Origin of the sequence: Streptomyces abikoensis, assembly GCF_014648775.1 — a bacterium.
GTDB classification, from domain to species: Bacteria; Actinomycetota; Actinomycetes; order Streptomycetales; family Streptomycetaceae; genus Streptomyces; species Streptomyces abikoensis.
Map to the genome: position 1 here is coordinate 74,183 of NZ_BMRT01000007.1, position 22,216 is coordinate 96,398.

Sequence of the window (22,216 nt, forward strand, 5' to 3'; positions counted from 1 at the left end):
CCGGTTCCGGGAGAGCCTCGAATTGCGGCACTCTTAACGCGATGGCCACACCAATACGGGGCTCGCCGAGCGAACGCGAAGTGATGAGGTGCCCGGAGCCGGACTTGAACCGGCACGGCCCGAGGGCCAGCGAGGTTTAAGCTCGCCGTGTCTGCATTCCACCATCCGGGCGGGGGGCTCTCGGGCAGCCCGGCGGTGAGGCGCGCGAGCCTCCCCATCAAGGAGAGCAGCACGAGCCTAGCCGGGGCACGCCCCCCAAACAGCGGAACATCGACCCGAGGTTGTCTTATTTTATGGGCAACTGAGCCCCCGTCAGTACTGGGATGACGCCATTGGCACATGCCAGGGGCCGATCTCCGCCGTTCACCACCCCGCCCTCACGGTGAACCGGAATTGTCGCAATCTCGTCGCCCTCGGTAAGGGTCTGTCTCCTACCCAGGGATGACAGGGCCCTCCCGGCATACCTCCGGAGACTGTCCCGGGAACGGGAGCTACGGCTGATCCCGGCGGCCGAAGCGCGTCGGACCATGGTGTACGTGCCCTGAATCCGAGGACGACGAGTCCCGGAGCCCGCCGTCCCGACAGGAGAGGCCCCACCGTGACCACCATGCCCTTCGGCGCCCCGACCGCCGTCCGCAGCAGCACCGCTGTGGCCGCCCGCGCCACGGACCTGACCAAGGTCTACGGCCAGGGCGAGACCCAGGTGGTCGCCCTGGACGCCGTCTCCGTGGACTTCCGGCAGGCCGAGTTCACCGCGATCATGGGCCCCTCCGGCTCCGGCAAGTCCACGCTCATGCACTGCATGGCCGGACTCGACACCGTCTCCGGCGGCTCGGCCCGCATCGGCGACGTCGAGCTGACCGGGCTGAACGACAAGAAGCTCACGCGGCTGCGCCGCGACAAGATCGGCTTCATCTTCCAGGCCTTCAACCTGCTGCCGACGCTGACGGCCCTGGAGAACATCACACTCCCCATGGACATCGCCGGCCGCAAGCCCGACCAGCAGTGGCTGAACATGGTCGTCGACACCGTCGGTCTGTCCGGGCGCCTCAAGCACCGCCCGAACCAGCTCTCCGGCGGCCAGCAGCAGCGCGTCGCCGTGGCCCGCGCCCTGGCGGGCCGGCCCGAGATCATGTTCGCCGACGAGCCCACCGGAAACCTGGACTCCCGCTCCGGCGCCGAGGTCCTCGGCTTCCTGCGCAACTCCGTGCGCGAGCTCGGCCAGACGGTCGTCATGGTCACCCACGACCCCGTCGCCGCCTCCTACGCGGACCGCGTCGTCTTCCTCGCCGACGGCCGGATCGTCGACGACATGCGCGAGCCCACCGCCGACGCCGTGCTCGACCGCATGAAGCGCTTCGACGCCAAGGGCCGCACGAGCTGATCCCCGCCGGACTCGAACCTCAGGACTGACTTCCCCATGTTCCGCACCGCCTTGCGCAATGTGCTCGCGCACAAGGCCCGGCTGCTGATGACCGTCCTCGCCGTCATGCTCGGCGTGGCCTTCGTCTCCGGCACCCTGGTCTTCACCTCGACCATCTCCGACGCCTTCCAGAAGAGCTCCGAGAAGGGCTTCACGAACGTCGACGTCGCCGTCCAGCCCCACCGGGGCAGCGGCGACGAGAACGCCCCGGGCGCCACGCCCAGGCTCTCGCAGAGCCTGCTCGACCAGGCCGCCAAGGTCCCCGGCGCCGCCTCCGCCACCGGCACCGTCAGCGGCTTCGCGGCGATCGCCGACAAGAAGGGCAAGCTGATAGGCGAGGGCTTCTCCTCGTCCGGCGCCAACTACTACGCGGACCGGGGCGGCAAGGACCCCCGCTACCCGCTGAAGTCCGGCCGCGCGCCCCAGGGCCCCGGTGAGATCGCGCTCGACGCCAAGACCGCCGACCGGGCCGGCTACAAGGTCGGCGACACCGTCCGCATCTCCGTCGACGGCCCCGTGCTCCAGCAGAAGCTCAGCGGCGTCTTCACCACCGACGACGGCAACGTCTCCGCCGGCGGCAGCCTCGCCCTGTTCGACACCGCCACCGCGCAGAAGCTCTACGGCAAGCCCGGCGCCTTCGACGAGATCCACCTGAAGGCCGCCGCGGGCACCTCGCAGACCGCCCTCAAGGCCGCCGTCGAGAAGGTCCTCCCCAAGGACGCCGAGGCCACCACCGGCAAGCAGCTCGCGGACGAGCAGAGCAAGGTGATCTCCCAGTCCATGGACGGCATGCGGACCAGCCTGCTGGTCTTCGCGGGCATCGCCCTCTTCGTCGGCATCTTCATCATCGCCAACACCTTCACCATGCTGGTCGCCCAGCGCACCAAGGAGCTGGCCCTGCTGCGCGCCGTCGGCGCGAGCCGCCGCCAGGTCACCCGCTCGGTGCTCATCGAGGCGTTCGTCGTGGGCACGGTCGCCGGTGTGACCGGTCTGGTCGCGGGCATCGGCATCGGCGCGGGCCTGCGGACGCTGATCGGCCGCACGGGCGCCACCATCCCGGACGGCCCGCTGGTCATCTCCCCCAGCACGGTCCTGGTCTCGATGGTCGCCGGCATCGTCGTCACCATGCTCGCCGCCTGGCTGCCCGGCCGCCGCGCCGCGAAGATCCCGCCGGTCGCCGCGATGAACAGCGTCCACGCCGTGGCCACCACCAAGTCCCTGGTCGTCCGCAACTCCATCGGCGGCGTCATCACCGCCATCGGTGCCGCGATCGTCCTGACCGCCACCAGCTCGACCATGATGGGCCTGGGCGCGGGCCTGGTCCTCATCGGCGTCTTCGTGCTGACGCCGCTGCTGTCCCGCCCGGTGATCGCCGCCGCGGCCCCGCTGCTGCGCCCCTTCGGGATGACTGGCAAGCTCGCCCGGCAGAACGCGGTCCGCAACCCGCGCCGCACCGCCGCCACCGCCTCCGCGCTGATGATCGGCCTGACCCTGATCACCGGTCTGACCGTCATCGCCGGCAGCATGCAGCAGGCCATCGACAAGATGGCCACGGGCTCCCTCAAGGCCGACTACGTCGTCTCCATGGCCAGCATGACCCCGCTGTCCACCGATGTGGAGAAGAAGCTCGCCGGCCACCCGGACGTCGTCGCCTCCAGCCCGCTGCGCTCCTCCCCGGCCCGGATCAACGGCGAGCACCAGAGCCTCACGGGCGTCAACGGCAAGGACATGGACAAGCTGACGAACCTGGACTTCACGTCGGGCTCGTTCGCCGCCCTCTCCGGTGACAAGGTCCTCGTGGACGACGCCACGGCCCGTGGCAACCACTGGAAGCTCGGCTCCTCCCTCGACGTCACCTTCGAGGACGGCAAGAAGGGCAAGCTGACGGTCGGCGGCGTCTACAAGGGCAACGACCTGATGCGCGGCGTCTGGATCGACGCCCCGACCCTGGCCCCGCACCAGAGCCAGGTCGACGACCGCCAGGTGATGGTCAAGGTCAAGGGCGGCGCCGACGAGAAGGTCAAGGACTCCCTCGCCAAGGCCCTCGGCGACAACCCCGCCATCCAGATCCAGACCAAGCAGGACATCTCCGACGGCATCTCCAAGGCCATCGGCCTGCTGCTGAACATGCTCTACGGGCTGCTGGCCATGGCCGTGGTGGTCGCCGTCCTCGGCGTCATCAACACCCTGGCGATGTCCGTCTTCGAGCGTCAGCAGGAGATCGGCATGCTCCGCGCCATCGGCCTGGACCGCAAGGGCATCAAGCGGATGGTGCGCCTGGAATCCCTGATCATCTCGCTCTTCGGCGGTGTGATGGGCATCGGCCTGGGCGTCTTCTTCGGCTGGGCCGCGGGCGACCTCATCAAGAAGGCCGTGAGCACCTACGAGCTGGTGCTCCCCTGGGAGCGGATGGGCCTGTTCCTGCTGCTGGCCGCGGTGGTCGGCGTGCTGGCCGCGCTGTGGCCCGCCCGCCGGGCGGCCAAGCTCAACATGCTGGCGGCCATCAAGGCCGAGTAGCCCCACCGGAACGCGAAGGGGTCGGGCCCCGCGGCTGATGCCGCGGGGCCCGACCCGTTCTCCAGGACCGCGTTTTCTAGGACCGCCAGTCGCGGGTGCGCAGCGGCAGCCCCGGCTCCCCGGACTCGGGGGTGCGGATCGCCAGCACCTGGTTGACGCCGATGCGGTTGCGCTCGAAGGACAGCGCGGAGGCGGCCATGTAGAGCCGCCAGACGCGGGCGCGGCCCGGGGAGGTCAGCCGCACGGCCTCGTCCCAGTGCGCCTCCAGGTTGGCCACCCAGCTCCGCAGGGTGAGCGCGTAGTGCTCGCGCAGCGCCTCGACGTCCCGGACCTCGAAGCCGGCCTCCTCCAGCTGGGCCACGGTCCGGCCGACGGGCGCGAGCTCGCCGTCGGGGAAGACGTAGCGGTCGATGAACTCGTCGACGCGGTAGCCGTCCTCGTCCTTCAGCGGGCGGCGGGCGATCTGGTGGTTGAGCAGCCGGCCGCCGGGCCGCAGCAGGGCGTACAGGCCGGCGGCGTACTCGGCGTAGCGCGCGGAGCCGACGTGTTCGGCCATGCCGATGGAGGAGACGGCGTCGAAGGGGCCGTCGGAGACCTCGCGGTAGTCCTGGACGCGGACCTCTATCCGGTCCGCCAGGCCGGCCTCGGCGGCCCGCTTGCGGGCGTAGGCGGCCTGCTCCTCGGAGAGGGTGACGGCGACGACGTCCGCGCCGTACTCGCGGGCGGCGTGGAGGGCCATCGAGCCCCAGCCGCAGCCGACGTCGAGCAGCCGCGTTCCGGGTTTGAGCCCCAGCTTGCGGCAAACAAGGTCGAGCTTGGCCCGCTGGGCCTCTTCGAGGGTCGAGGTGGGGCTCTCCCAGTACGCGCACGAGTACACCATGGAGGGGCCCAGGACGTGCTCGTAGAAGGTGTTGCCGACGTCGTAGTGGTGGCTGATGGCCTGCTTGTCGCGACGCAGGGTGTGGAGGGGGCCGCCGGCCCTGCGGGCCTCCTCGGCGGGCGGGGCGGGCGGTGTCCAGGGCCCGGTGAGCTTCAGCAGCTCGCGGCCCACGGCGCGGATCTCCGGGTCGCGCAGGGCCTTGAGGAGGGCCGTGGGGCCGGTGGGGCGGGTCGCGTCCTCGCCGCGCTCCCAGAAGAACCCGGCGAGCAGCCCGAGGGCCTCGTAGAGATCGCCCTCGACGTCGAGGTCCCCGGCGACCCAGGCGCGGGCCAGGCCGAGCTCACCGGGCTGCCACAGCAGCCGGCGCAGGGCGCGCCGGCGCCGGACGATCAGTACGGGGGTGCCGGGCGGGCCCGACTCGCTGCGGTCCCAGGCCCGTACCCGGACCGGGAGCGGGGCGCCCAGGGCGCGCTCCGCGAGCGCGGTGAGCCGTCGAGCGGCCTCGGCCATGTCGCACACCTCCATGATGAAGGGTCAGCAGATCGTTTTTGCCTGACACCTGAAACACCGGCAGGTCGTGCTCTAGTCCTTCCCCGTGCGAGGGATTCGCCCTCTTCCGGGTACGCCGAAGGGCGTCCACCCCACGGATTGGCGGACGCCCTTCGACTGCTGTTCAGTTATTGACCGGGGGTCAGGAGGCCTTGGCCTTCTCGGTCTTGGCGGGAGCCTGCGGGGCCGGCTTGGCGGCCTCGTAGAACTCCTCGCGCGGGTTCTCCATGGCACGCAGGGAGACGACCTCGCGCTTGAGGAACATGCCCAGGGTCCAGTCCGCGAAGATGCGGATCTTACGGTTCCAGGTCGGCATGGCCATGCCGTGGTAGCCACGGTGCATGTACCAGGCGAGACGGCCCTTGAGCTTGATCTTGGTCTTGCCCATGACGATCATCGCGACGCCCTTGTGGAGGCCGAGGCCGGCCACCGCGCCCTTGTTGGCGTGCGAGTACGTCTTCTGCGGGAAGCCGCGCATGCCGGACAGGACATTGTCGCCGAGGACCTTGGCCTGGCGCAGCGCGTGCTGGGCGTTGGGCGGGCACCAGGCGTTCTCGTTGCCGGCCTTGCGGCCGACGACGTCCGGGACCTGGGCGTTGTCGCCGGCGGCCCAGATGTAGTCGGTGCCCTGGACCTGGAGGGTCTCGGAGGTGTCGACGTGGCCGCGCGGGCCCAGCGGCAGGCCGAAGCGGGCCAGGGCCGGGTTGGGCTTGACGCCCGCGGTCCACACGATCGTGTTGGAGTCGACCTCGAGGCCGTTCTTCAGCACGACGTGGCCGTCGACACAGGAGTCCATGGAGGTCGAGAGGTAGATCTCGACGCCGCGGCTCTCCAGGTGCTTCTTGCCGTACTCGCCGAGCTTGGGACCGACCTCGGGGAGGATCTTGTCGGCGGCGTCGACGAGGATGAAGCGCATGTCCTCGCGCTTCACGTTGGGGTAGTACTTGGCGGCGTCGCGCGCCATGTCCTCGACCTCGCCGATCGTCTCGGCGCCGGCGAAGCCACCACCGATGAAGACGAAGGTCAGCGCCTTGCGGCGGATCTCCTCGTCCTTCGTCGAGTCGGCCTTGTCGAGCTGCTCGAGGACGTGGTTGCGCAGGCCGATGGACTCCTCGATGCCCTTCATGCCGATGCCGTTCTCGGCGAGGCCGGGGATCGGGAAGGTGCGCGAGACGGCGCCCATCGCGATGACCAGGTAGTCGAAGGGCAGCTCGTACGCCTCGCCCACGAGGGGGGCGATCGTGGCTACCTTGCGGTCCTGGTCGATGGTGGTGACGCGGCCCGTGAGGACCTCCGCCTTGGGGAGCACACGTCGCAGCGGCACCACGACGTGGCGAGGGGAAATGCTGCCGGCGGCTGCTTCGGGAAGGAAGGGCTGGTACGTCATGTACGAGCGCGGGTCGACGACCGTGACGGTCGCCTCGCCATACCGCATCTTCTTGAGGATGCGGCGCGCCGCGTACAGGCCGACGTACCCACCGCCTACTACGAGGATCCGTGGACGCTCCGTGGTGCTCATGATTCGAGTATCCAGCACTCTCCCACGGGGTGCTCGTGAGCCCCTTCACAAGGCACGAAAGGGGGTCTGCTACACTCCGCCGCCCCCGTGATGGACGCCATACCCGCGCAAGGGAACCGCAACAGTCCGGCGGGCGTTGAGCACCCCCGCTGAACTGGCCTTGGGGCGCTCGGGACGACTGAACCACTGCCCGGCCGGCCCCTACATAAGGCTCTCTTTAACACGGCCGAAACCGGCTGGTTTCCCACTGCCAACCCCCCGGAGGGCCCGAAAGAGGGGCCGAAGGCCCCCTTCCGAGGCTCCGCGGCCGCTTTTTCATGTGAAGGATTTCACGAACATTTCCCGAGGGGCTGTCCAGGGGGCGCCCGGTACGTCCGTTAAGGGCCGGTAGCGTCAGCACCGGCCATGCCCCAACGGGCATGACAGCACCCGAGGAACCGGGAGGGAGCGGCACCGTGCGAGAGACCTGGGACACCGTCGAGCGGCTCGTCGAATGGCTCGACGCCGAGAGCGCCGCCATGCCACCGGACATGGTCCGGCTGCTGCGCGTGCTGAAGATCAGCGAGGAAGCCGGCGAGGTCGCCGAGGCGATCCACGGCGTCACCGGCTCGAACCCGCGCAAGGGCGACAGCCACACATGGGACGACGTGCAGTCGGAACTGTGCGACGTGATCCTCACGAGCATGGTCGCGCTCCGGACGATCACCCCGGACGCCGCGAAGGTGTTCGCGAAACGCCTCGCGCACGTCGCCGAACGCTCCCTCGACCGCTAACGAAGGCCACCGGCGCCACCGGCCGCCCCCCTCAGCCTCTTCCGGCCCCGTCGGGCCGGAAGAGGCTGAGGGCCCGCTCCGGGCGCTCCCCGGACCTACCCGAGCCTGCCGACGCGAACCGCCTCGACGAAGCCGCGGATCTGCCGGTGGCCGAACAGGAGCGCGGGCCCTGTGGGGCGCTTGCTGTCCCGCACCGCGATCACTTCCTCTCCCCCGCCCACGATGCCGATCTCCACACAGTCGGACACCGCCCCGGACGCTCTCGCCTTCCACCACCGCGCGGGAAGTATCGAGGCGTCGTCAACGTGGGTCATGCCGTCTTCCTTATCTCTGCGATGCGCTCGGCGGATGCCTCCGGTGCAAGCGCCGCAGCGCTCAGCCGTTCGAAGGCGCTCTGATACACCGCTACCTCTTGGCCGTCCTCGACGTAAAGGCCGGACGTCAGACTCTCGATGTGCACGACGTCAAGGTCGCTGTGATCGGCGAACCCCAGCAGGGAAAACGACCCCATCTGCCCCACATGCGGTGGGACACCGGCAGGCAGTACCTGGATGGTGATGTTCGGGCGACGGCTCACCGTGAGGAGACGCGTGAGCTGGTCGCGCATCACGTCGTCTTCGCAGCACTTCGTGTGGAGCGCGCTCTCGCCGATGACGACGCGCAGGTCGAGCGGGCGCTCGCGTGAGGTGAGGATCGACTGACGAGCGAGGCGCACCTCGACGAGCGCGTCGACCTTGTCCTCGACGGCCGCCGACGTGGCAGTACTGCTGATGATCTCGCGGGCGTACTCGGCGGTCTGGAGCAGGCCCGGAATCGCGCCCATCTGCCACGACCGCACCGAGGCCGCCTCGGCCTCCAAGGAGATCAAGTCTTCGTACACCGGGGACAGCACGCCCCGGTACGAGTGCCACCAGCCGCGGGCAGAGCCTTCGTTGGCGAGGGCGAGCAGCGCCACGCAAAGCTCATCGTCGTCAACTCCGTAGAGAGCGAGCAACATCTTGACGTCGACAGGTTTCGCCGGCGTGCGCGCTGTCTCGAGGCGACTCAGTTTCGCGACGGTGATCCTGCCGTCGGCCCTCGCGGCGACGTCTTCGAGCGTCAGCCCCAGACCATCGCGGAGTGCTCGCAGCTTCGTCCCCAGCCTGCGGCGACGCACGGTCGGTGCGCTCAACTTGCCCTCCATCATCGCGTTCTGTCGGCCAGTCTGCCGCCTGTTCGTCGGCCATGTCACCTGCGTTGATCATTTGACCTTCGTCACTCACACACACATATGCAAATTCTCATTTCTGAGTGAGACGGCTTGCAGCGAGCCGGAGTTGGGAGCGCTCTGTTGTGCACGAAACGTCGCCGCACGATCACCCCGTGACGACTATCGGCGTGATCAGTGCTGCCCAGAGGGGATTTTGCATGGCGATCAGGCATTCGCAGGCACTCCCGCAGGCTCCCGAGAACCGCAAGCCCGACGATCCTGGCCACATCGGACACCACTTGGTCGGCAGGGTGGTGCACGACGCCGACACGGGGCGCATCGGCAAGGTCATGGACAAGGTCGGGCCGCGCTATCAACTGCGCCGACTCGATGGCGGGCGTGAATGGGAGGCGAAGGGCGACTCCCTCGAAGTCGTCGCCCCACTGCGGTGCAAATACATCGCCAGACTCAAGGACGAGCGCAGGAAAGCGCTGGAAGCCGGCCACTCCGACGCCGCCCACCTGCTCACCGTGGCCATGTGTCGCCACCTCCGGGTGATGCACCCATGAGCCGGCTTCGGCGCCTCCTTCGCCAGATCTGGCATATCGCGCGGCCGACACCACCGCCTTCGGAGATTCCCGAGGCGCCGCTGCCACCGCCCGCGCCACCGGCGGGACGCCTCACATGGGCCGAGGCGGTCGGGCCGTTCTTCTCCCCGCCTGCCATGCCGGACCCGGACCTTCCGGCCGCCGTCCGTCGCCACTACGCGCCCGTGGTGTGCCCGGCCTGCCAGCAGCAGGCCGGGCAATAGCGGCGATCCGCCACCCCGGCCCCGGCCGCGCCCCTACGATCCGGGACCACACACCCGCACTCCACCCCTGGACCCCTGTCCGGTCGCCACCTCACAGCAGTGAGTGCGATCAGCGGCCGAGCAGGCGCACGTGCCCATCCGAACGATCGAAAGGGTACAAAGTGAATATTCAGTTCGTAACCGCCGTTGACGGCGGGCGCGGCAAGGACGAAGGCGAGGGGGACGGGCACCGCGGGCAGCCGTGGACGCCGCCGGCCGAGCCCCCGTCCCCCGACGGCAGTAGACCCGAGGGAGACGGGACCCACCGCAAGTGACGTTCAGCCCGCAGTCGGAGCGCCCCAGCCGAAAGGAGCTGGGGCGCGTCCTCTTCGAGATGAAAGCGATGTCGTCGGACTGGGCGCCGACTTTCGCCGCCGTGGACCGGGCCGCCTTCCTGCCCGATCTGATCTGGCCGTGGGACATGGAGACCGGTACGAGCGTCGCCGTCGACCGGACCGCCGACCCCCACGGCTGGTACGCGGCCGTGGACAGCGACCAGCCCATCGTGACCCAGTGGGACGACGGCGAGCACTCCGGCACCGCGCCGGGGCGCGTGTCGACAAGCTCGTCGTCCGCGCCGTCCGTGAACTACGGACTGTTCCAGGACCTGGGCGTGGACGAGGGCATGAACGTGCTGGACGTGGCCACCGGGACGGGTGAGACCGCCGGGGCCCTGTACCACCGCTGCGTGGGCTCACGCGGACGCGGACGCGGACGCGTCACCACGATCGAGATCGACCGCACGGTGTCCATGCGGGCCCGCGAGTGCCTGCACGCGGCCGGGCTGTACCCGGACGTGGTCGTCGGCGATGGCTTCGAGGGCTACGCGGGCCACGGGCCGTACGACCGCATCCTCGCCACCGTGGGACTCCGGGAGTCCCCGGGGGCGTGGCTGTCTCAGATCCGCAAGGGCGGGATCATCGTCGCCCCATGGGGCACGCACTACAGCAACGCGGACGCCGTGGTCCGCCTGAGGGCAAACGGCGGAATCGCGCTCGGCCACTTCACCCGCCCCGTGGAGTTCATGAAGATCCGGGCCCAGCGTTCGCCCCGCCGACCGCACGCGGAATACGTTCCGGCGGGCACGTTCGGCAGCGCGGACACCTCCGCCACAGCGGTTACCGAGTCCGAGTTCCTCACCGGCCGGTACACCGCCCTCCCGTTCGCCCTCGGGCTCCGGGTGCCGCACTGCGTCCAGGCCGTGGCCGACGCCCGTGACGGCGCGCGTCCCGTGTGGTTCTACGGGCTGGGCGACCGCTCCTGGGCCTGCGTGATGTTCCGGGAAGGGGAAGAGACCCGCGTCTGGCAGTCGGGCCCGCGCCGGCTGTGGGACGACGTGGAAGCCGCCTTCCGGTGGTGGCGGAAGCAGGGCAGACCCACGCACGACCGCTTCGGGCTCACCGTGACACCGGACGGGCAAGAGGCGTGGCTCGACACGCCGGGCGGCTCCTGGCCGGTGGGAAGCGCCTCGCGCAGGTCGGCGGGCGCTCCCCCGGCCGCCAGGCGTCCTACTTCCGGCACAGGGCCGTGGACAGCACCTTCAGCGCCGCGGCGTCGGCCTTCGGGCCCTTGAAGGTGTCCATGTTGAGGGCGAGCGTGATCTGGCGACGGCCGTCGGCCGTCGTGAAGCTGAAGGTGTTGTAGCCGGGGACGCTGCCGGTGTGGCCCCACACCGGCTTCTCCCCGGGGCAGTAGCCCGAGTTGCTCTCCATGCCCAGGCCGTACTTCCGGCTCTCGCCGCGGTCCGTGTCGTGGAGGGTGTTCATCTCGCGCCACAGGCGGGACGGGAGCAGCTTGCCGCCGGACAGGGCACGGTAGAAGCGGTTGAGGTCGGCGGTGGTGGAGACGATGTTGCCGGGGCCCCAGAAAGCCGTGGGGCTGAAGTCGGTGAAGTCGGTCGTGGCCGTCTCGCCGGGGAGCCGCTCGTATCCGTTCAGATGGCGGCCGGGCACGTGCGACGACGAGGGGACGGAGGTCCCGGTGAGGTGGAGCGGGCGCACGATGCGCCGGTCGATCTCCTGGGGCAGGGTGTGGCCCGTCGACTTCTCGATCAGCATGGCGAGGACGACGTAGTTGGTGTTGGAGTACGCCCACTTGCCGGGCTCGCCGGGGTTGAAGGCGCGGGGCTCCTTCACCGCCATGTCCACCAGCTCGCGCGGGGTGTGGTGGGAGTGCTGGGCGGCCCGTATCGGGTCCGGCTTCCGCAGGAGGACGTCGGTGTAGTTGGGCAGACCGCTGGTGTGATCGAGCAGCTGCCGCACGGTGACGGGCGCGCCGTTCGAGCCGTCGGGCACGAGGCCGGGCAGGTGGCGCCCGATCGGGTCGTCCAGACCGACCTCGCCCTCGGCCACGAGCTGGAGTACGACCGTGGCGACGAAGCTCTTGGTCACGCTGCCCGCCCGGAACCGGTCCCCGGCCTGCGCCCGCCGCCCGGCCGCCAGATCGGCGACACCGCTGCTCCCGCGCCAGACCCCGCCCTCGTCCCGTACCTCGGCGATCGCTCCGGGCACGCCCTCGGCCACGACGCCGTCCAGCGCGCGCTGGAGACCGGCGCGGTCGGCGCCCCGGGCGGCGGGCGTGGCGGCGACGGCCGGGACGGCCGCGGGGGCGAGGGCCGCTGCGGCGAGCAGGGCGGAGACGGCGACGGTACGGCGGCGCATGGTCGAGACCTCTCGGTAAGGGGTGACGCACCGTCAACCTATGCCGCCGCCCCCTCCCTTTCGATCATGATCAGGGATGATCGTCGGGCTTCCGTCCCCTAGGGCCTACGCCACGCTCCACGCGATGCCGTCGAGGATGTCGTGCTCGCTCACGACGACCTCCTCGGCGCCCACGCGCTCCATCACGCACTGGAGGATCAGCGCGCCCGCGGCGATCACGTCGACGCGGCCGGGGTGGAGGACCGGGATCGCGGTGCGCTCCTCGTGGGTGGAGGTGAGGAGGCGGGCGGTGATCTCCTGGACGCGGGCCAGGGGGATGCGCGCGTGGTGGATGGCGGTGGAGTCGTACTCGGCCAGGTCGAGGGCGATGCCCGCGACCGTGGTGACGGAGCCGGCCAGGCCCACGAGCGTGCGGGCCTCGGTGAGCGGGACGCTCTGCCCGGCGAGGTCGAGGGCGGCCTCGACGTCGGCCCGTATGGCGGCGATCCGGTCGGCGGCCGGCGGGTCGGAGACCACGCCGTCCGTCACGAGGTGACGCTCCGTCATCCGCACGCAGCCCACGTCCACGCTGCGCGCGGCCCGGACGTGCTCCTCGCCGACGACGAACTCGGTCGAGCCGCCGCCGATGTCCACGACGAGGAACGGCTTCGCCAGGTCCGCGCGGCCCACGAGCTCCTTGGTGGCGCCGGTGAAGGAGAACTCGGCCTCCTGGTCACCGCTGATCACCTCGGGCTCCACGCCCAGGATGTCCTTGACGCCGCGCACGAACTCCTCGCGGTTGGAGACGTCCCGGGAGGCGGACGTCGCCACGAAGCGCACCCGCTCCGCCCCGAAGTCCTTGACGACCTCCGCGTACTCCCGGCAGGCGGCGAACGTGCGCTCCAGCGCCTCCGGCGCGAAGCGGCCCGTGCGGTCCACGCCCTGGCCGAGGCGGACGATCGTCATCCGGCGGTCGAGCTCCACGAGTTCGCCCGTGGCCGGGTCGCAGTCGGCCACCAGCAGCCGGATGGAGTTCGTGCCGCAGTCGACGGCGGCGACGCGGGTCACGCGCAGCCCTCCTCACCGGCGCACGGGTTCACGCACGGGCCCTTGCTCCACCACTCCGGCAGCAGCGCGATGGCCTCGTCGCCGAACGGGTTCACGCCCGGGCCGGCCGCCAGCGAGTGGCCGACGAGCACGTGGAGGCACTTCACCCGGTCCGGCATGCCGCCGGCGCTGGGGAAGCCCTGCAGGACCTCGATGGCGTCGCGGCGCGCGATGTAGTCCTCGTGAGCGGCCCGGTAGGCGGCGGCCAGCTCCGGGTCCGTCGCCAGCCGGTCCTGCATCTCCTTCATCAGGCCCGAACCCTCGAGGGTGCCGATCGCGGACGCGGCCCGGGGGCAGGTCAGGTAGTAGAGGGTCGGGAACGGCGTGCCGTCCTCCAGGCGCGGCGCCGTCTCGACCACGTCGGGATTGCCGCAGGGGCAGCGGTGCGCGATGGAGCGCAGTCCGCGCGGCGGGCGGCCCAGCTGCTCCTTGAACGCGGCGATGTCCGCGTCCGTCGGCTCGGTGGGCTCGGTCTTCGGAGGAGGCGTGTCCATGTGCTCGCTCGTGCTCGATCGGTCTAGTGCGTATGGGATGTGTGGTTCAGCGGTGGGCGTCGGAGGTGTCCACGTCGTCGAAGAGGTTGCTGTACCAGGGGCGGTCGGCGGCGCCCTGGTCCTTGTGGCGCCCACCGTCGGCGGTGCCGTCCACCACGGTGTACCCGGTCTCGCCGGGGCGTACGAAGTGGAGGTGCTCGCGCGCCAGCTGCTCCACGTACGCCGGGTCCTCCAGCCGGGCCTTCTCCTCGTGCAGCCGCTTGACCTCCTCGCGCGCCTGCTCCGTCCGGTGCCGCTGGTCGGCGATGTCCGAGCGCTGGGTGACCCACTGGCGCATGGGGTAGGCGAGGGCGACGACGAGCGAGCAGACGACGAGCGCGAGGAGCGCCGCGCGACCGGTGAGCCGGGAGCGGCGCTGCGGGCGGGCGCGGTAGACCCGGGCCGCGGTCGGCCCCTGGACCAGCGCCGTGCCCAGCGCCTTGAGCCTGGTCGCGGTGGAGAACCGGTCCGCGCCCACGTCGCCTCCCCTGGAGAGTCCGTTACGAACGTACGTCCCCGGACACGGTACGGGACCGCGGCCGGGGACGTACGGAGACTGGCGAGAAGGTCAGCCCTTGAGGCTCAGCTCTTGAGGCTCAGCCCTCGCTGTGCCTTTCGGGCTCAGCCCTTGAAGCGCGGGAAGGCGCTGCGGCCGGCGTAGACCGCGGCGTCGTCGAGGATCTCCTCGATGCGCAGGAGCTGGTTGTACTTGGCGACGCGCTCGGAGCGGGCCGGGGCGCCGGTCTTGATCTGGCCGCAGTTGGTGGCGACGGCCAGGTCGGCGATGGTGACGTCCTCGGTCTCGCCGGAGCGGTGGGACATCATGCACTTGAAGCCGTTGCGCTGGGCCAGCTCGACGGCGTCGAGGGTCTCGGTCAGCGAGCCGATCTGGTTGACCTTGACCAGGAGGGCGTTGGCGCTGCCCTCCTCGATGCCGCGGGCGAGGCGCTCGGGGTTGGTGACGAACAGGTCGTCACCGACGAGCTGGACCTTGGTGCCGAGCTGGTCGGTGATGGTCTTCCAGCCGGCCCAGTCGTCCTCGAACAGCGGGTCCTCGATGGAGACGAGCGGGTACGCCTCGACGAGCTCGGCGTAGTACTCGGTCATCTCGGCCGCGGTGCGGTCCTTGCCCTCGAACTTGTAGACGCCGTCCTTGTAGAACTCGGAGGCGGCCACGTCGAGCGCGAGCGCGATGTCCTGGCCGGGGGTGTAGCCGGCCTCCTTGATGGCCTCGAGGATGAGGTCGAGGGCCTCGCGGTTGGAGCCCAGGTTCGGGGCGAAGCCGCCCTCGTCGCCGAGGCCGGTGGACAGGCCGCGGCCCTTCAGGACCTTCTTGAGGGTGTGGTAGACCTCGGTGCCCCAGCGCAGGGCCTCGGAGAAGGACTCCGCGCCGATCGGCGCGATCATGAACTCCTGGATGTCCACGTTGGAGTCGGCGTGCGAGCCGCCGTTCAGGATGTTCATCATCGGAACGGGCAGCAGGTGCGCGTTCGGGCCGCCGAGGTAGCGGAAGAGCGGCAGGTCGGACGCCTCGGAGGCGGCGTGCGCGACGGCCAGGGAGACGCCGAGGATGGCGTTGGCGCCCAGGGAGCCCTTGTTCTCGGTGGCGTCCAGGTCGAACATGGCCTGGTCGATCAGGCGCTGCTCGGTGGCGTCGTAGCCGACGAGCTCCGGGCCGATCTGCTCGATGACGGCGAGGACGGCCTTCTCGACGCCCTTGCCGAGGTAGCGCTTGGGGTCGCCGTCACGAAGCTCGATGGCCTCGAAGGCGCCGGTGGAGGCGCCGGACGGTACGGCGGCACGGCCCGTGGAGCCGTCGTCGAGGCCGACCTCGACCTCGACCGTGGGGTTGCCTCGCGAGTCGAGGATCTCGCGAGCTACGACGACGTCGATGGACGGCACGAGGGTCTCCTTCGTGTGTGTCTGGAGTTCTGCACCACGAGCCTAACGGGCCCCGGAGCGTGCGCCCGCCCTTGCCCTGTCGCCCGGGCCGAAAATTGGCACAAACGCCGAGATCCCCGGACGAATCGTCGGTGTGTTCGCTCAACGAGGACGGGAAATCCGCCGGCAGAACGAGCGGAGCCCCGCTCCGATGCGGCTCGGGGGGAAGTCGCATCGGAGCGGGGCGGTCGCTCGGCCGGCCGGGGTCGTCACCGGCCCCGGCCGGCCTTCGCTCAGCGCAGGTGGAGCTGCTGGCCCGGGAAGATCACGTCCGCGTCGGGCACGATCTTCTTGTTGAGCTCGTGCAGCTTCTGCCAGCCGCCCTGGACCTTCTGGGACACGGCGATGGTCGCGAGGGTGTCGCCCGCCTTCACCTGGTACTCGCCGTCGCCCTTCTGGATGGTCCGCGGGGCGGCCTGCTTCGGCGCCGGGGCCTCGTCGTCGGAGTCGTCCGACTGCTGGACCGCCTTGCTGCTGTGCTGCTGCGGCGCGGCCTGGCGCTTGCTGCGGTCGGCGTGGGACTGGGCCTTGCCGTAGGCGCCGGAGGCGGACTTCGTGGACTTCTTCGCGACGTAGCCGCCGTCGGAGTCGTCCGTGTCGACGTTGGCCTTGGCGCCACCGCTGGTCAGGCCGCCGTAGCCGGCGCAGCCCCAGGCACCGGGGCCCTGCATGGCGAGCAGGCGCTCGGCGGTGGCGATCTGCTGGGACTTGGTGGCCAGGTCGGCGCGCGGGGCGTACTGCCCGCCGCCGGCGGCCTTCCAGGAGGACTGCGAGAACTGCAGGCCACCGTAGTAGCCGTTGCCGGTGTTGATGTGCCAGTTACCGCTGGACTCGCATTCGGCGACCTTGTCCCACGTGGAGACGGAGGCGGCGTTGGCGGAGGTCGCGACCATCAGAGGGGCTGCGACAGCCGCGCCGGTGACACCGGCGAGCGTGACGATGCGGACGGCCTTGGACGGACGACGGTGCTTGCCCTTGGACATGAGTCGGTTTCCTCACCGACGCCTACGAGGTGAGCTGTCGGGTTCGGGCTGTGAGTTCGCCCGGCCCGGCCGCGCTTTCGCGCTCCGGGCTTCACCCCTAGCCGTTCCGCTCCTTCGGCCATGTGGCCTTGGGACCGTTCCGGCGACCTACCTTGGTTCCCCCGCTCCTGCCTACGGCGCTTGCGCGACGACTCCCCCGGCCGCCGGCAGGATTCGGCGTGCGGCCGTGGTGCTCGCGGTGGCGAGCGGTGACGACGGTAATCACAGGCGGCCGACGGGTTCAAACCCCACTTTTCAGCCACCGATGGCCTGAGTTGCCCCCAGAAACCTGACGTTTCCGCAGGTGAGAGGCCATTCGAGCAAAACGGATTTGAGGCATCCGACACTCCGTCAACGAGACCCATGTCTCACTTTCGACTGGAACGGACATTCGCCTCGAACCGGAGCGCTACTTACGGATGTCAAGCCTCTGACCAGGGCGGATAAGGTCCGGATCAGAACCGACCAGTTTCTCGTTCTTCTGATACAGCGTCTGCCAGCCTCCGGTGACCGAGTGTTGCTCGGCGATCTCTGACAGGTTGTCACCGGGCCGCACCGTGTAGTCGTTGGCGGACGGCAGCTCCGCCCGGCTCTCGCCGCCCCGGGAGGGCCGCTGAGCATCGCCGGAAGGTGACGGGTCGGCACGGTGGCGGCCCGTTCCGGGAGTCGCCCCGGTGTCGCCGGGAAGGGGTGAACCGGAAGGCGAGGTTCCTGTTCCAGGGGTGTCCGAGGGCGTGTTCGCCGGGGTGTTCGAAGGAGTGCCGACCGGGGCGGTGGGGATGGCGGTCGGATCGGCCGACGCGCCGGGGCTCGTACCCGTCGTCGGCTGTCCCGACGGGTCCTTGCGGTGCTTGCCGCCGGCCGTGTCCGGGGACGGGCTCGTGGAAGCGGAGGGGGTGCCGGAGGAGCCCGTCGTGGGCGAACCGGACGAGGAGGGCGCGGGCTTGGGCGACCCGGAGGCGGCGTCGGACGGCGCGGGCGACGTGCGCTCGGGAGCGGGCTGGTTGCCGCGCCCGGGCGTACGGGGGCGGCTCGGCTCCGGCGCGGCGGAGGACGACCCGTCGCCCGGGTCCACCTCGGGCGCCTTGTCGTCGCCCTGGGCCGCCTCGCCGGCCAGGCCCGAACTCACCGCGCAGGTCCGCCAGGTGTCGGCGCCCTCCGCCTTGAGGATCCGCTCGGCCACGGCTATCTGCTGGGACCGGCTGGCCAGGTCGGGGCGCGGCGCGTACGCGACGCCGCCGTTCTGCTCCCACATCTGCTGGGTGAGCTGGAGACCGCCGAGGAAGCCGTTGCCGGTGTTGGCGCTCCACATCCCTCCGCTCTCGCACTGGGCGACCTTGTCCCAGGTGCCCGCGTCCGCGGCGACGGCGGAGCCGGTCGCCAGCAGCGGCAGGGCCGCGCTGGAGGCCGTCACCCCCGCCGCGACCACGATGGCGGGTACCTGACGGGGACGGCGATGTCTACCGGATCCTGAGAGCATGGGCGGGCCTCTCGCGTAGGCGGCTTTCGATTGGTCGCAGACCATAGCGAGGGCTTCCGCGAGTCACAAGCCGGTGTAGCGGAGGTCACGCGCCGATAACCACCGTTTTGACCGGGCGTCACACCGCGCGGCTTTTGGGCGTGAACTCCACGGGCAAAGTACGCAATCCACGCATGATCAGACCGCCGCGCCAGCGCAGGTCCTCGGGTTCGGCGGCGAGGGACAGATCGGGCAGCCGGCGCAGCAGCGTGGCGATCGCGGCCTGTCCTTCGAGGCGGGCGAGGGGCGCGCCGAGACAGTAGTGGATGCCGTGCCCGTAGCCCAGGTGCTGGTTGTCGCGCCGGGACAGATCCAGGGTGTCGGGGTCGGCGAAACGCTCCGGATCCCGGTCGGCGGCGGCCAGGACGACCAGCACGGGATCGCCCTCGGCGATGCGCTGCCCGCCCAGGACCAGGTCCTGGGTGGCGAACCGCCAGGTGGCGAGCTCCACCGGGCCGTCGTAGCGCAGCAGCTCCTCGACGCCCGTGGCGAGGAGGCTCTCGTCGCCCTCGGCGAGGGCCCGCTGGAGCCGGGCGCGCTGCTCCGGGTGGCGCAGCAGCGCGTAGGTTCCGTTACCGATCAGGTTCACAGTTGTTTCAAAACCGGCGAACAAGAGGATGAAGGCCATGGCCGCGGCCTCGTTCTCGGTGAGGTGCTCGCCGTGGTCGCTCGCCCGGATCAGACCGGAGATGAGGTCCTCGCCGAGGTCCTCGCGCTTGCGGTGGATGAGCTCCGCGAGGTACGTCCGCATCTTCTTCACCGAGCGGGCCACTCCGCCGCGCGGCCCGCCGCCGTGGCGGATCATCATGCCCGCCCAGTCCCGGAAGTCGTCCTGGTCCTCTCGCGGGACGCCGAGCATGTCGCAGATGGCGTAGATGGGGAGGGGAAAGGCGAACTCGTGGATGAGGTCGGCCTTCCCCTTCTCGGCGCCGGGTTTGTCGAGAATGGCGTCGATGAGCTGGTCGGTGAGCTCCTGGACGCGGGGGGCGAACTCGGCGACCCGGCGCGGGGTGAACGCCTTGGACACCAGCCGGCGCAGCCGGGTGTGGTCCGGCGGGTCGATGTTGAGCAGGTGCGTCATCAGATTGGCGCTGCGCTCGCCGGGGATGCCGACCTTGCCCTTGCCGTGGGCGGTCTCGGAGTGGTGCACGGGGTTCTTCGACAGCCGCTGGTCGGCGAGCGCCTGCCGGGCGTCGGCGTAGCGGGTGACCAGCCATGCCTCGACGCCGCTGGGCAGCTCCGTGCGGTGCACGGGGGCGTGCTCGCGCAGCCAGGCGTACGCCGGGTAGGGGTCGGAGGCGAACTCCCAGGTGAAGAGCGGTGGGGCGGGGGGCGTGTGATTCTCGTGCACGCCCCGACGCTACCTACCCGGCGCCACCCGGGCGCCACCTGGCCGCCGGGCACCGTCCAGCCGGGCACCGTCCAGCCGGGCGCCGTCCAGCCCGGCGCCGTCTAGTGGTGGCCACTGCCGCCGCTGCCGAAGGCGCCGCTGCTGCCGGGGTCCCATTTCTTCCGCTCCTCGGAGAGCTCCTCGGGGTGGGCGGGCGGGTTCTTCATCTCATGCGGAAGGACACGCTCCCCGTCGGCCTCCGGGTGCAGCTCGTCCGGCTCGTGGTGCTCCGTGATGTACCCGACCGCCTCCTCGTCGTGGGCGTGCCCGGGGCCGTGGTTCGGCGAGGTGGGCCCCCGTTCGTACTCCTCCCGGGTCTGCCAGGCGCCCTGGCGGCGCTGCGGCTGGCTCGGCGGCGGGGGCTCCCGGTCGCGGACCCTCCGGCCGACGACGATGGCGCCGATCAGGATGGCGACGACGAAGAGCCCCACGATGAAGGGGGCGATCCCGCCGAGCTGAGGGGGAGCGGCGAAGTCCATGGGAACGGTACGCATGGGACTCGGGTACCCGTCGGCCGCCCCCTCAAGACCGCCACTGAGCCGAACGGGTGAGCGAGCGCCCCGTCCGCGCTACTCCGGGGCCCCGCCCCGGGCCTCCTCGGCGGCCCGGATCGCGTCACGGTACGTCCGCGCGGCGGCCCGCAGGGCGGTCTCCGGCTCGACGCCCGCCGCCTCCGCCCGTACCGCCAGGGCCAGCAGCTCGTAGCCGACGCCCTCCCCCTCCGGCAGGGCCACCGCCAGCCCCTCGTGGCGGGCCCGGGAGGCCAGCTTCGCGGCCAGCGCCAGGGCCGGCTGGCCCAGCGGCACGCCCTCGGTGACCGACTCCCGGCGCTTCTCGTCGGCCTTCGTCCGCATCCAGTGCGCCTTGACCTCCTCCGGCGTCTCGGCGGACTCCTCCCCGAAGACGTGCGGGTGGCGGTGGATGAGCTTGTCGACGATCCCGGCGGCGACGTCGTCGACGGAGAACGGCTCGTCCGGGTCGTCCTGGGCGATCCGGGCGTGGAAGACGACCTGGAGCAGGACGTCGCCCAGCTCCTCCCGGAGCGCCTCCCTGTCACCGGTCTCGATGGCCTCCAGGAGCTCGTACATCTCCTCCAGCCCGTACTTCGCCAGGTCCTCGTGGGTGCGGATCCCCGTCCACGGGCAGGACACCCGGATCCGGTCCATCACCTGCACCAGGTCGAGCAGCCGGGCGCCGGGCAGGTCGTACGAGCCGGGGAGCAGCTCCAGCGCCGGCATCGACTCCCGGCCGGAGCCGGCCAGCCGGGCCAGGCCGTCGGTGAGGGCCGACTCGCCCTCGGCGGAGGTGAGCACCACGACGGTGCGCCCGCCCGCCGCGCAGTAGTCGACGAGCTCCCGCGCCGTCGGCGCCGCGTGCTCGACCACGACGCCGGCCTCCCCCAGATACGGCAGCTGGGGGTGGCCGGCGTCGGCGCACAGCACCCGGTCGGCGGCGCGCAGCGTCTGCCACGCCGGCCAGGACAGCAGACCGGGGGCGACCCGATGGCTGGTGGTCAGCAGGACGATACGGCCGAGGGGGTCGCCCCCGGGGGCGTCGGCGGGGGCGTCGGCGGGGGCGTTCGCGGGATCATTCGCACGGCGGTCAGTCACACGGCCGAGCCTAGGCGCTCCGCTGGAAGCCCGGTACGTCAGTCAGCTGCGGGTGCGTCGTGGCTGGTCGCGCAGTTCCCCGCGCCCCTTACGGGGCCTCAGGCCGGCTGTTCAGCTGCGCGCAGCCAGGGCTCCTGGACGGGCCGGGCCGTGCCGCGCTTGGCGTCCCACGTGCCGTAGCGCGGATTGACGTCGACGCGCAGGGCCTCGGACGTCTTCATCAGCGTGTCGACGGTGCGGGCCTGGCCGAGCTTCTTCTCCAGCTTGGCCCGGACGAGCCCGGCCGACAGCTCCTGGTCGACCTGGTCGGGGGCGATCCCCGCCGCGAGGAACCGGCTGTCGACCGCCGCCGCGCCACCGAGCAGCTTCTCGACCTCCTCCCGGCGCTCCTGGAGCTCCCGCCGGGTGACGTCGACGCCGTTGTCCCGGCCGGCGGCCTCGATGACCCGGTACTGGATCAGCCGCACCAGGGTGTCCTGGCTGAGCCGGGCGCTGCTCGCCAGCAGCTGCCGCCCCTGCGGCGCGGACCGTTGCGCCTCCCGCACGTCCTCCACCTGGCTCTGGAGCTGGGCGACCGTGATCCGGTCCTTGCCCACCACGGCGGCGGCACCGGGGTGCGGAGTGGATCCGCAGCCGGTGAGCAGGGGCGCGGCGGCGAGCAGCCCGGCGGCGGAGACGGAGAGCGCTGTCCTGCGGCGGATCATGAAGCCTCCCGGCGACGAAAGATCGTGCGGCATACGTGGGCAGGGGCGTTG

The 22,216-nt window shown here is 70.9% G+C and carries 20 protein-coding genes, 1 tRNA gene and 1 riboswitch; of the genes, 5 read left to right on the plus strand and 16 right to left on the minus strand.

Features of this window, described 5'->3' with window-relative positions; genetic code table 11:
* Window positions 1-89: 89 nt before the first annotated feature.
* Window positions 90-171 (minus strand) — tRNA-Leu (locus tag IE096_RS22030).
* A 436-nt stretch (window positions 172-607) separates the two neighbouring features.
* Here IE096_RS22030 and IE096_RS22035 point away from each other — a divergent pair.
* Together IE096_RS22035 and IE096_RS22040 are read left to right on the plus strand one after the other, a co-directional pair.
* A complete protein-coding gene (locus tag IE096_RS22035; RefSeq protein WP_373298198.1) occupies window positions 608-1,384 on the plus strand; it encodes an ABC transporter ATP-binding protein in 777 nt (258 codons plus the stop codon).
* 36 nt (window positions 1,385-1,420) lie between these two features.
* Window positions 1,421-3,940, plus strand: coding sequence for an ABC transporter permease (locus IE096_RS22040; protein ID WP_189454392.1), 2,520 nt, complete (start codon window positions 1,421-1,423; stop codon window positions 3,938-3,940).
* A 76-nt stretch (window positions 3,941-4,016) separates the two neighbouring features.
* Here the strand turns inward: IE096_RS22040 and IE096_RS22045 are convergent, their stop codons facing one another.
* Window positions 4,017-5,330: an SAM-dependent methyltransferase gene (locus tag IE096_RS22045; RefSeq protein WP_189454394.1), complete on the minus strand. Its 1,314-nt coding sequence runs from the start codon at window positions 5,328-5,330 to the stop codon at window positions 4,017-4,019.
* 181 nt (window positions 5,331-5,511) lie between these two features.
* Window positions 5,512-6,888 carry an NAD(P)/FAD-dependent oxidoreductase gene (locus tag IE096_RS22050; protein WP_189454396.1) on the minus strand — a complete coding sequence of 459 codons (1,377 nt, stop codon included), beginning with the start codon at window positions 6,886-6,888 and terminating at the stop codon, window positions 5,512-5,514.
* A 455-nt stretch (window positions 6,889-7,343) separates the two neighbouring features.
* On the opposite strand from IE096_RS22050, the gene IE096_RS22055 reads away from it, so the two are divergent.
* Window positions 7,344-7,661 (plus strand): MazG-like family protein, encoded by a 318-nt coding sequence (locus IE096_RS22055; RefSeq protein WP_189454398.1) that lies wholly within the window; start codon window positions 7,344-7,346, stop codon window positions 7,659-7,661.
* A gap of 95 nt (window positions 7,662-7,756) precedes the next feature.
* Here the strand turns inward: IE096_RS22055 and IE096_RS22060 are convergent, their stop codons facing one another.
* Together IE096_RS22060 and IE096_RS22065 are read right to left on the minus strand one after the other, a co-directional pair.
* The gene (locus tag IE096_RS22060) at window positions 7,757-7,975 is read right to left on the minus strand and encodes a DUF397 domain-containing protein (protein ID WP_189454400.1); all 219 of its coding nucleotides are present in this window, start codon (window positions 7,973-7,975) and stop codon (window positions 7,757-7,759) included.
* Window positions 7,972-8,832: a helix-turn-helix domain-containing protein gene (locus IE096_RS22065; protein WP_229820498.1), complete on the minus strand. Its 861-nt coding sequence runs from the start codon at window positions 8,830-8,832 to the stop codon at window positions 7,972-7,974. The genes IE096_RS22060 and IE096_RS22065 overlap by 4 nt, the downstream gene beginning before the upstream one ends.
* A gap of 191 nt (window positions 8,833-9,023) precedes the next feature.
* Between IE096_RS22065 and IE096_RS22070 the strand changes: the two genes are divergently transcribed.
* Window positions 9,024-9,419: a hypothetical protein gene (locus IE096_RS22070; protein WP_189454402.1), complete on the plus strand. Its 396-nt coding sequence runs from the start codon at window positions 9,024-9,026 to the stop codon at window positions 9,417-9,419.
* 552 nt (window positions 9,420-9,971) lie between these two features.
* The gene (locus IE096_RS22075; RefSeq protein ID WP_229820500.1) at window positions 9,972-11,273 is read left to right on the plus strand and encodes a protein-L-isoaspartate O-methyltransferase family protein; all 1,302 of its coding nucleotides are present in this window, start codon (window positions 9,972-9,974) and stop codon (window positions 11,271-11,273) included.
* Here the strand turns inward: IE096_RS22075 and IE096_RS22080 are convergent.
* From IE096_RS22080 to IE096_RS22130, 11 genes are all read right to left on the minus strand, one after another.
* Entirely contained in the window at window positions 11,209-12,360 is a 1,152-nt protein-coding gene (locus tag IE096_RS22080) for a serine hydrolase domain-containing protein (RefSeq protein ID WP_189454404.1), read from the minus strand. The genes IE096_RS22075 and IE096_RS22080 overlap by 65 nt on opposite strands.
* Before the next feature lie 105 nt (window positions 12,361-12,465).
* Complete coding sequence (locus tag IE096_RS22085; protein WP_189454407.1) at window positions 12,466-13,407, minus strand: Ppx/GppA phosphatase family protein; 942 nt, start codon at window positions 13,405-13,407, stop codon at window positions 12,466-12,468.
* Entirely contained in the window at window positions 13,404-13,940 is a 537-nt protein-coding gene (locus IE096_RS22090; RefSeq protein ID WP_189454409.1) for a DUF501 domain-containing protein, read from the minus strand. Before IE096_RS22090 ends, IE096_RS22085 begins: the two co-directional genes overlap by 4 nt.
* A 46-nt stretch (window positions 13,941-13,986) precedes the next feature.
* Window positions 13,987-14,457, minus strand: a complete 471-nt coding sequence (locus IE096_RS22095) for an FtsB family cell division protein (RefSeq protein WP_189454411.1) — start codon at window positions 14,455-14,457, stop codon at window positions 13,987-13,989.
* A gap of 143 nt (window positions 14,458-14,600) precedes the next feature.
* Window positions 14,601-15,881, minus strand: a complete 1,281-nt coding sequence (gene eno, locus IE096_RS22100; RefSeq protein WP_189454413.1) for a phosphopyruvate hydratase — start codon at window positions 15,879-15,881, stop codon at window positions 14,601-14,603.
* 272 nt (window positions 15,882-16,153) lie between these two features.
* Window positions 16,154-16,903, minus strand: coding sequence for a transglycosylase family protein (locus IE096_RS22105; RefSeq protein WP_189454416.1), 750 nt, complete (start codon window positions 16,901-16,903; stop codon window positions 16,154-16,156).
* Window positions 16,904-16,907: 4 nt separating this feature from the next.
* A riboswitch (cyclic di-AMP (ydaO/yuaA leader) is annotated at window positions 16,908-17,092 on the minus strand.
* Between the two features lie 259 nt (window positions 17,093-17,351).
* A complete protein-coding gene (locus IE096_RS22110) occupies window positions 17,352-18,371 on the minus strand; it encodes a transglycosylase family protein (RefSeq protein WP_308430370.1) in 1,020 nt (339 codons plus the stop codon).
* 169 nt (window positions 18,372-18,540) lie between these two features.
* Window positions 18,541-19,812: a cytochrome P450 family protein gene (locus tag IE096_RS22115; protein WP_189454420.1), complete on the minus strand. Its 1,272-nt coding sequence runs from the start codon at window positions 19,810-19,812 to the stop codon at window positions 18,541-18,543.
* Between the two features lie 101 nt (window positions 19,813-19,913).
* Window positions 19,914-20,345, minus strand: a complete 432-nt coding sequence (locus tag IE096_RS22120) for a DUF6479 family protein (RefSeq protein ID WP_229820502.1) — start codon at window positions 20,343-20,345, stop codon at window positions 19,914-19,916.
* 75 nt (window positions 20,346-20,420) lie between these two features.
* Window positions 20,421-21,461: a nucleoside triphosphate pyrophosphohydrolase gene (locus IE096_RS22125; protein ID WP_189454422.1), complete on the minus strand. Its 1,041-nt coding sequence runs from the start codon at window positions 21,459-21,461 to the stop codon at window positions 20,421-20,423.
* A gap of 98 nt (window positions 21,462-21,559) precedes the next feature.
* Window positions 21,560-22,165: a SurA N-terminal domain-containing protein gene (locus tag IE096_RS22130; RefSeq protein ID WP_189454424.1), complete on the minus strand. Its 606-nt coding sequence runs from the start codon at window positions 22,163-22,165 to the stop codon at window positions 21,560-21,562.
* Window positions 22,166-22,216 lie beyond the last annotated feature (51 nt).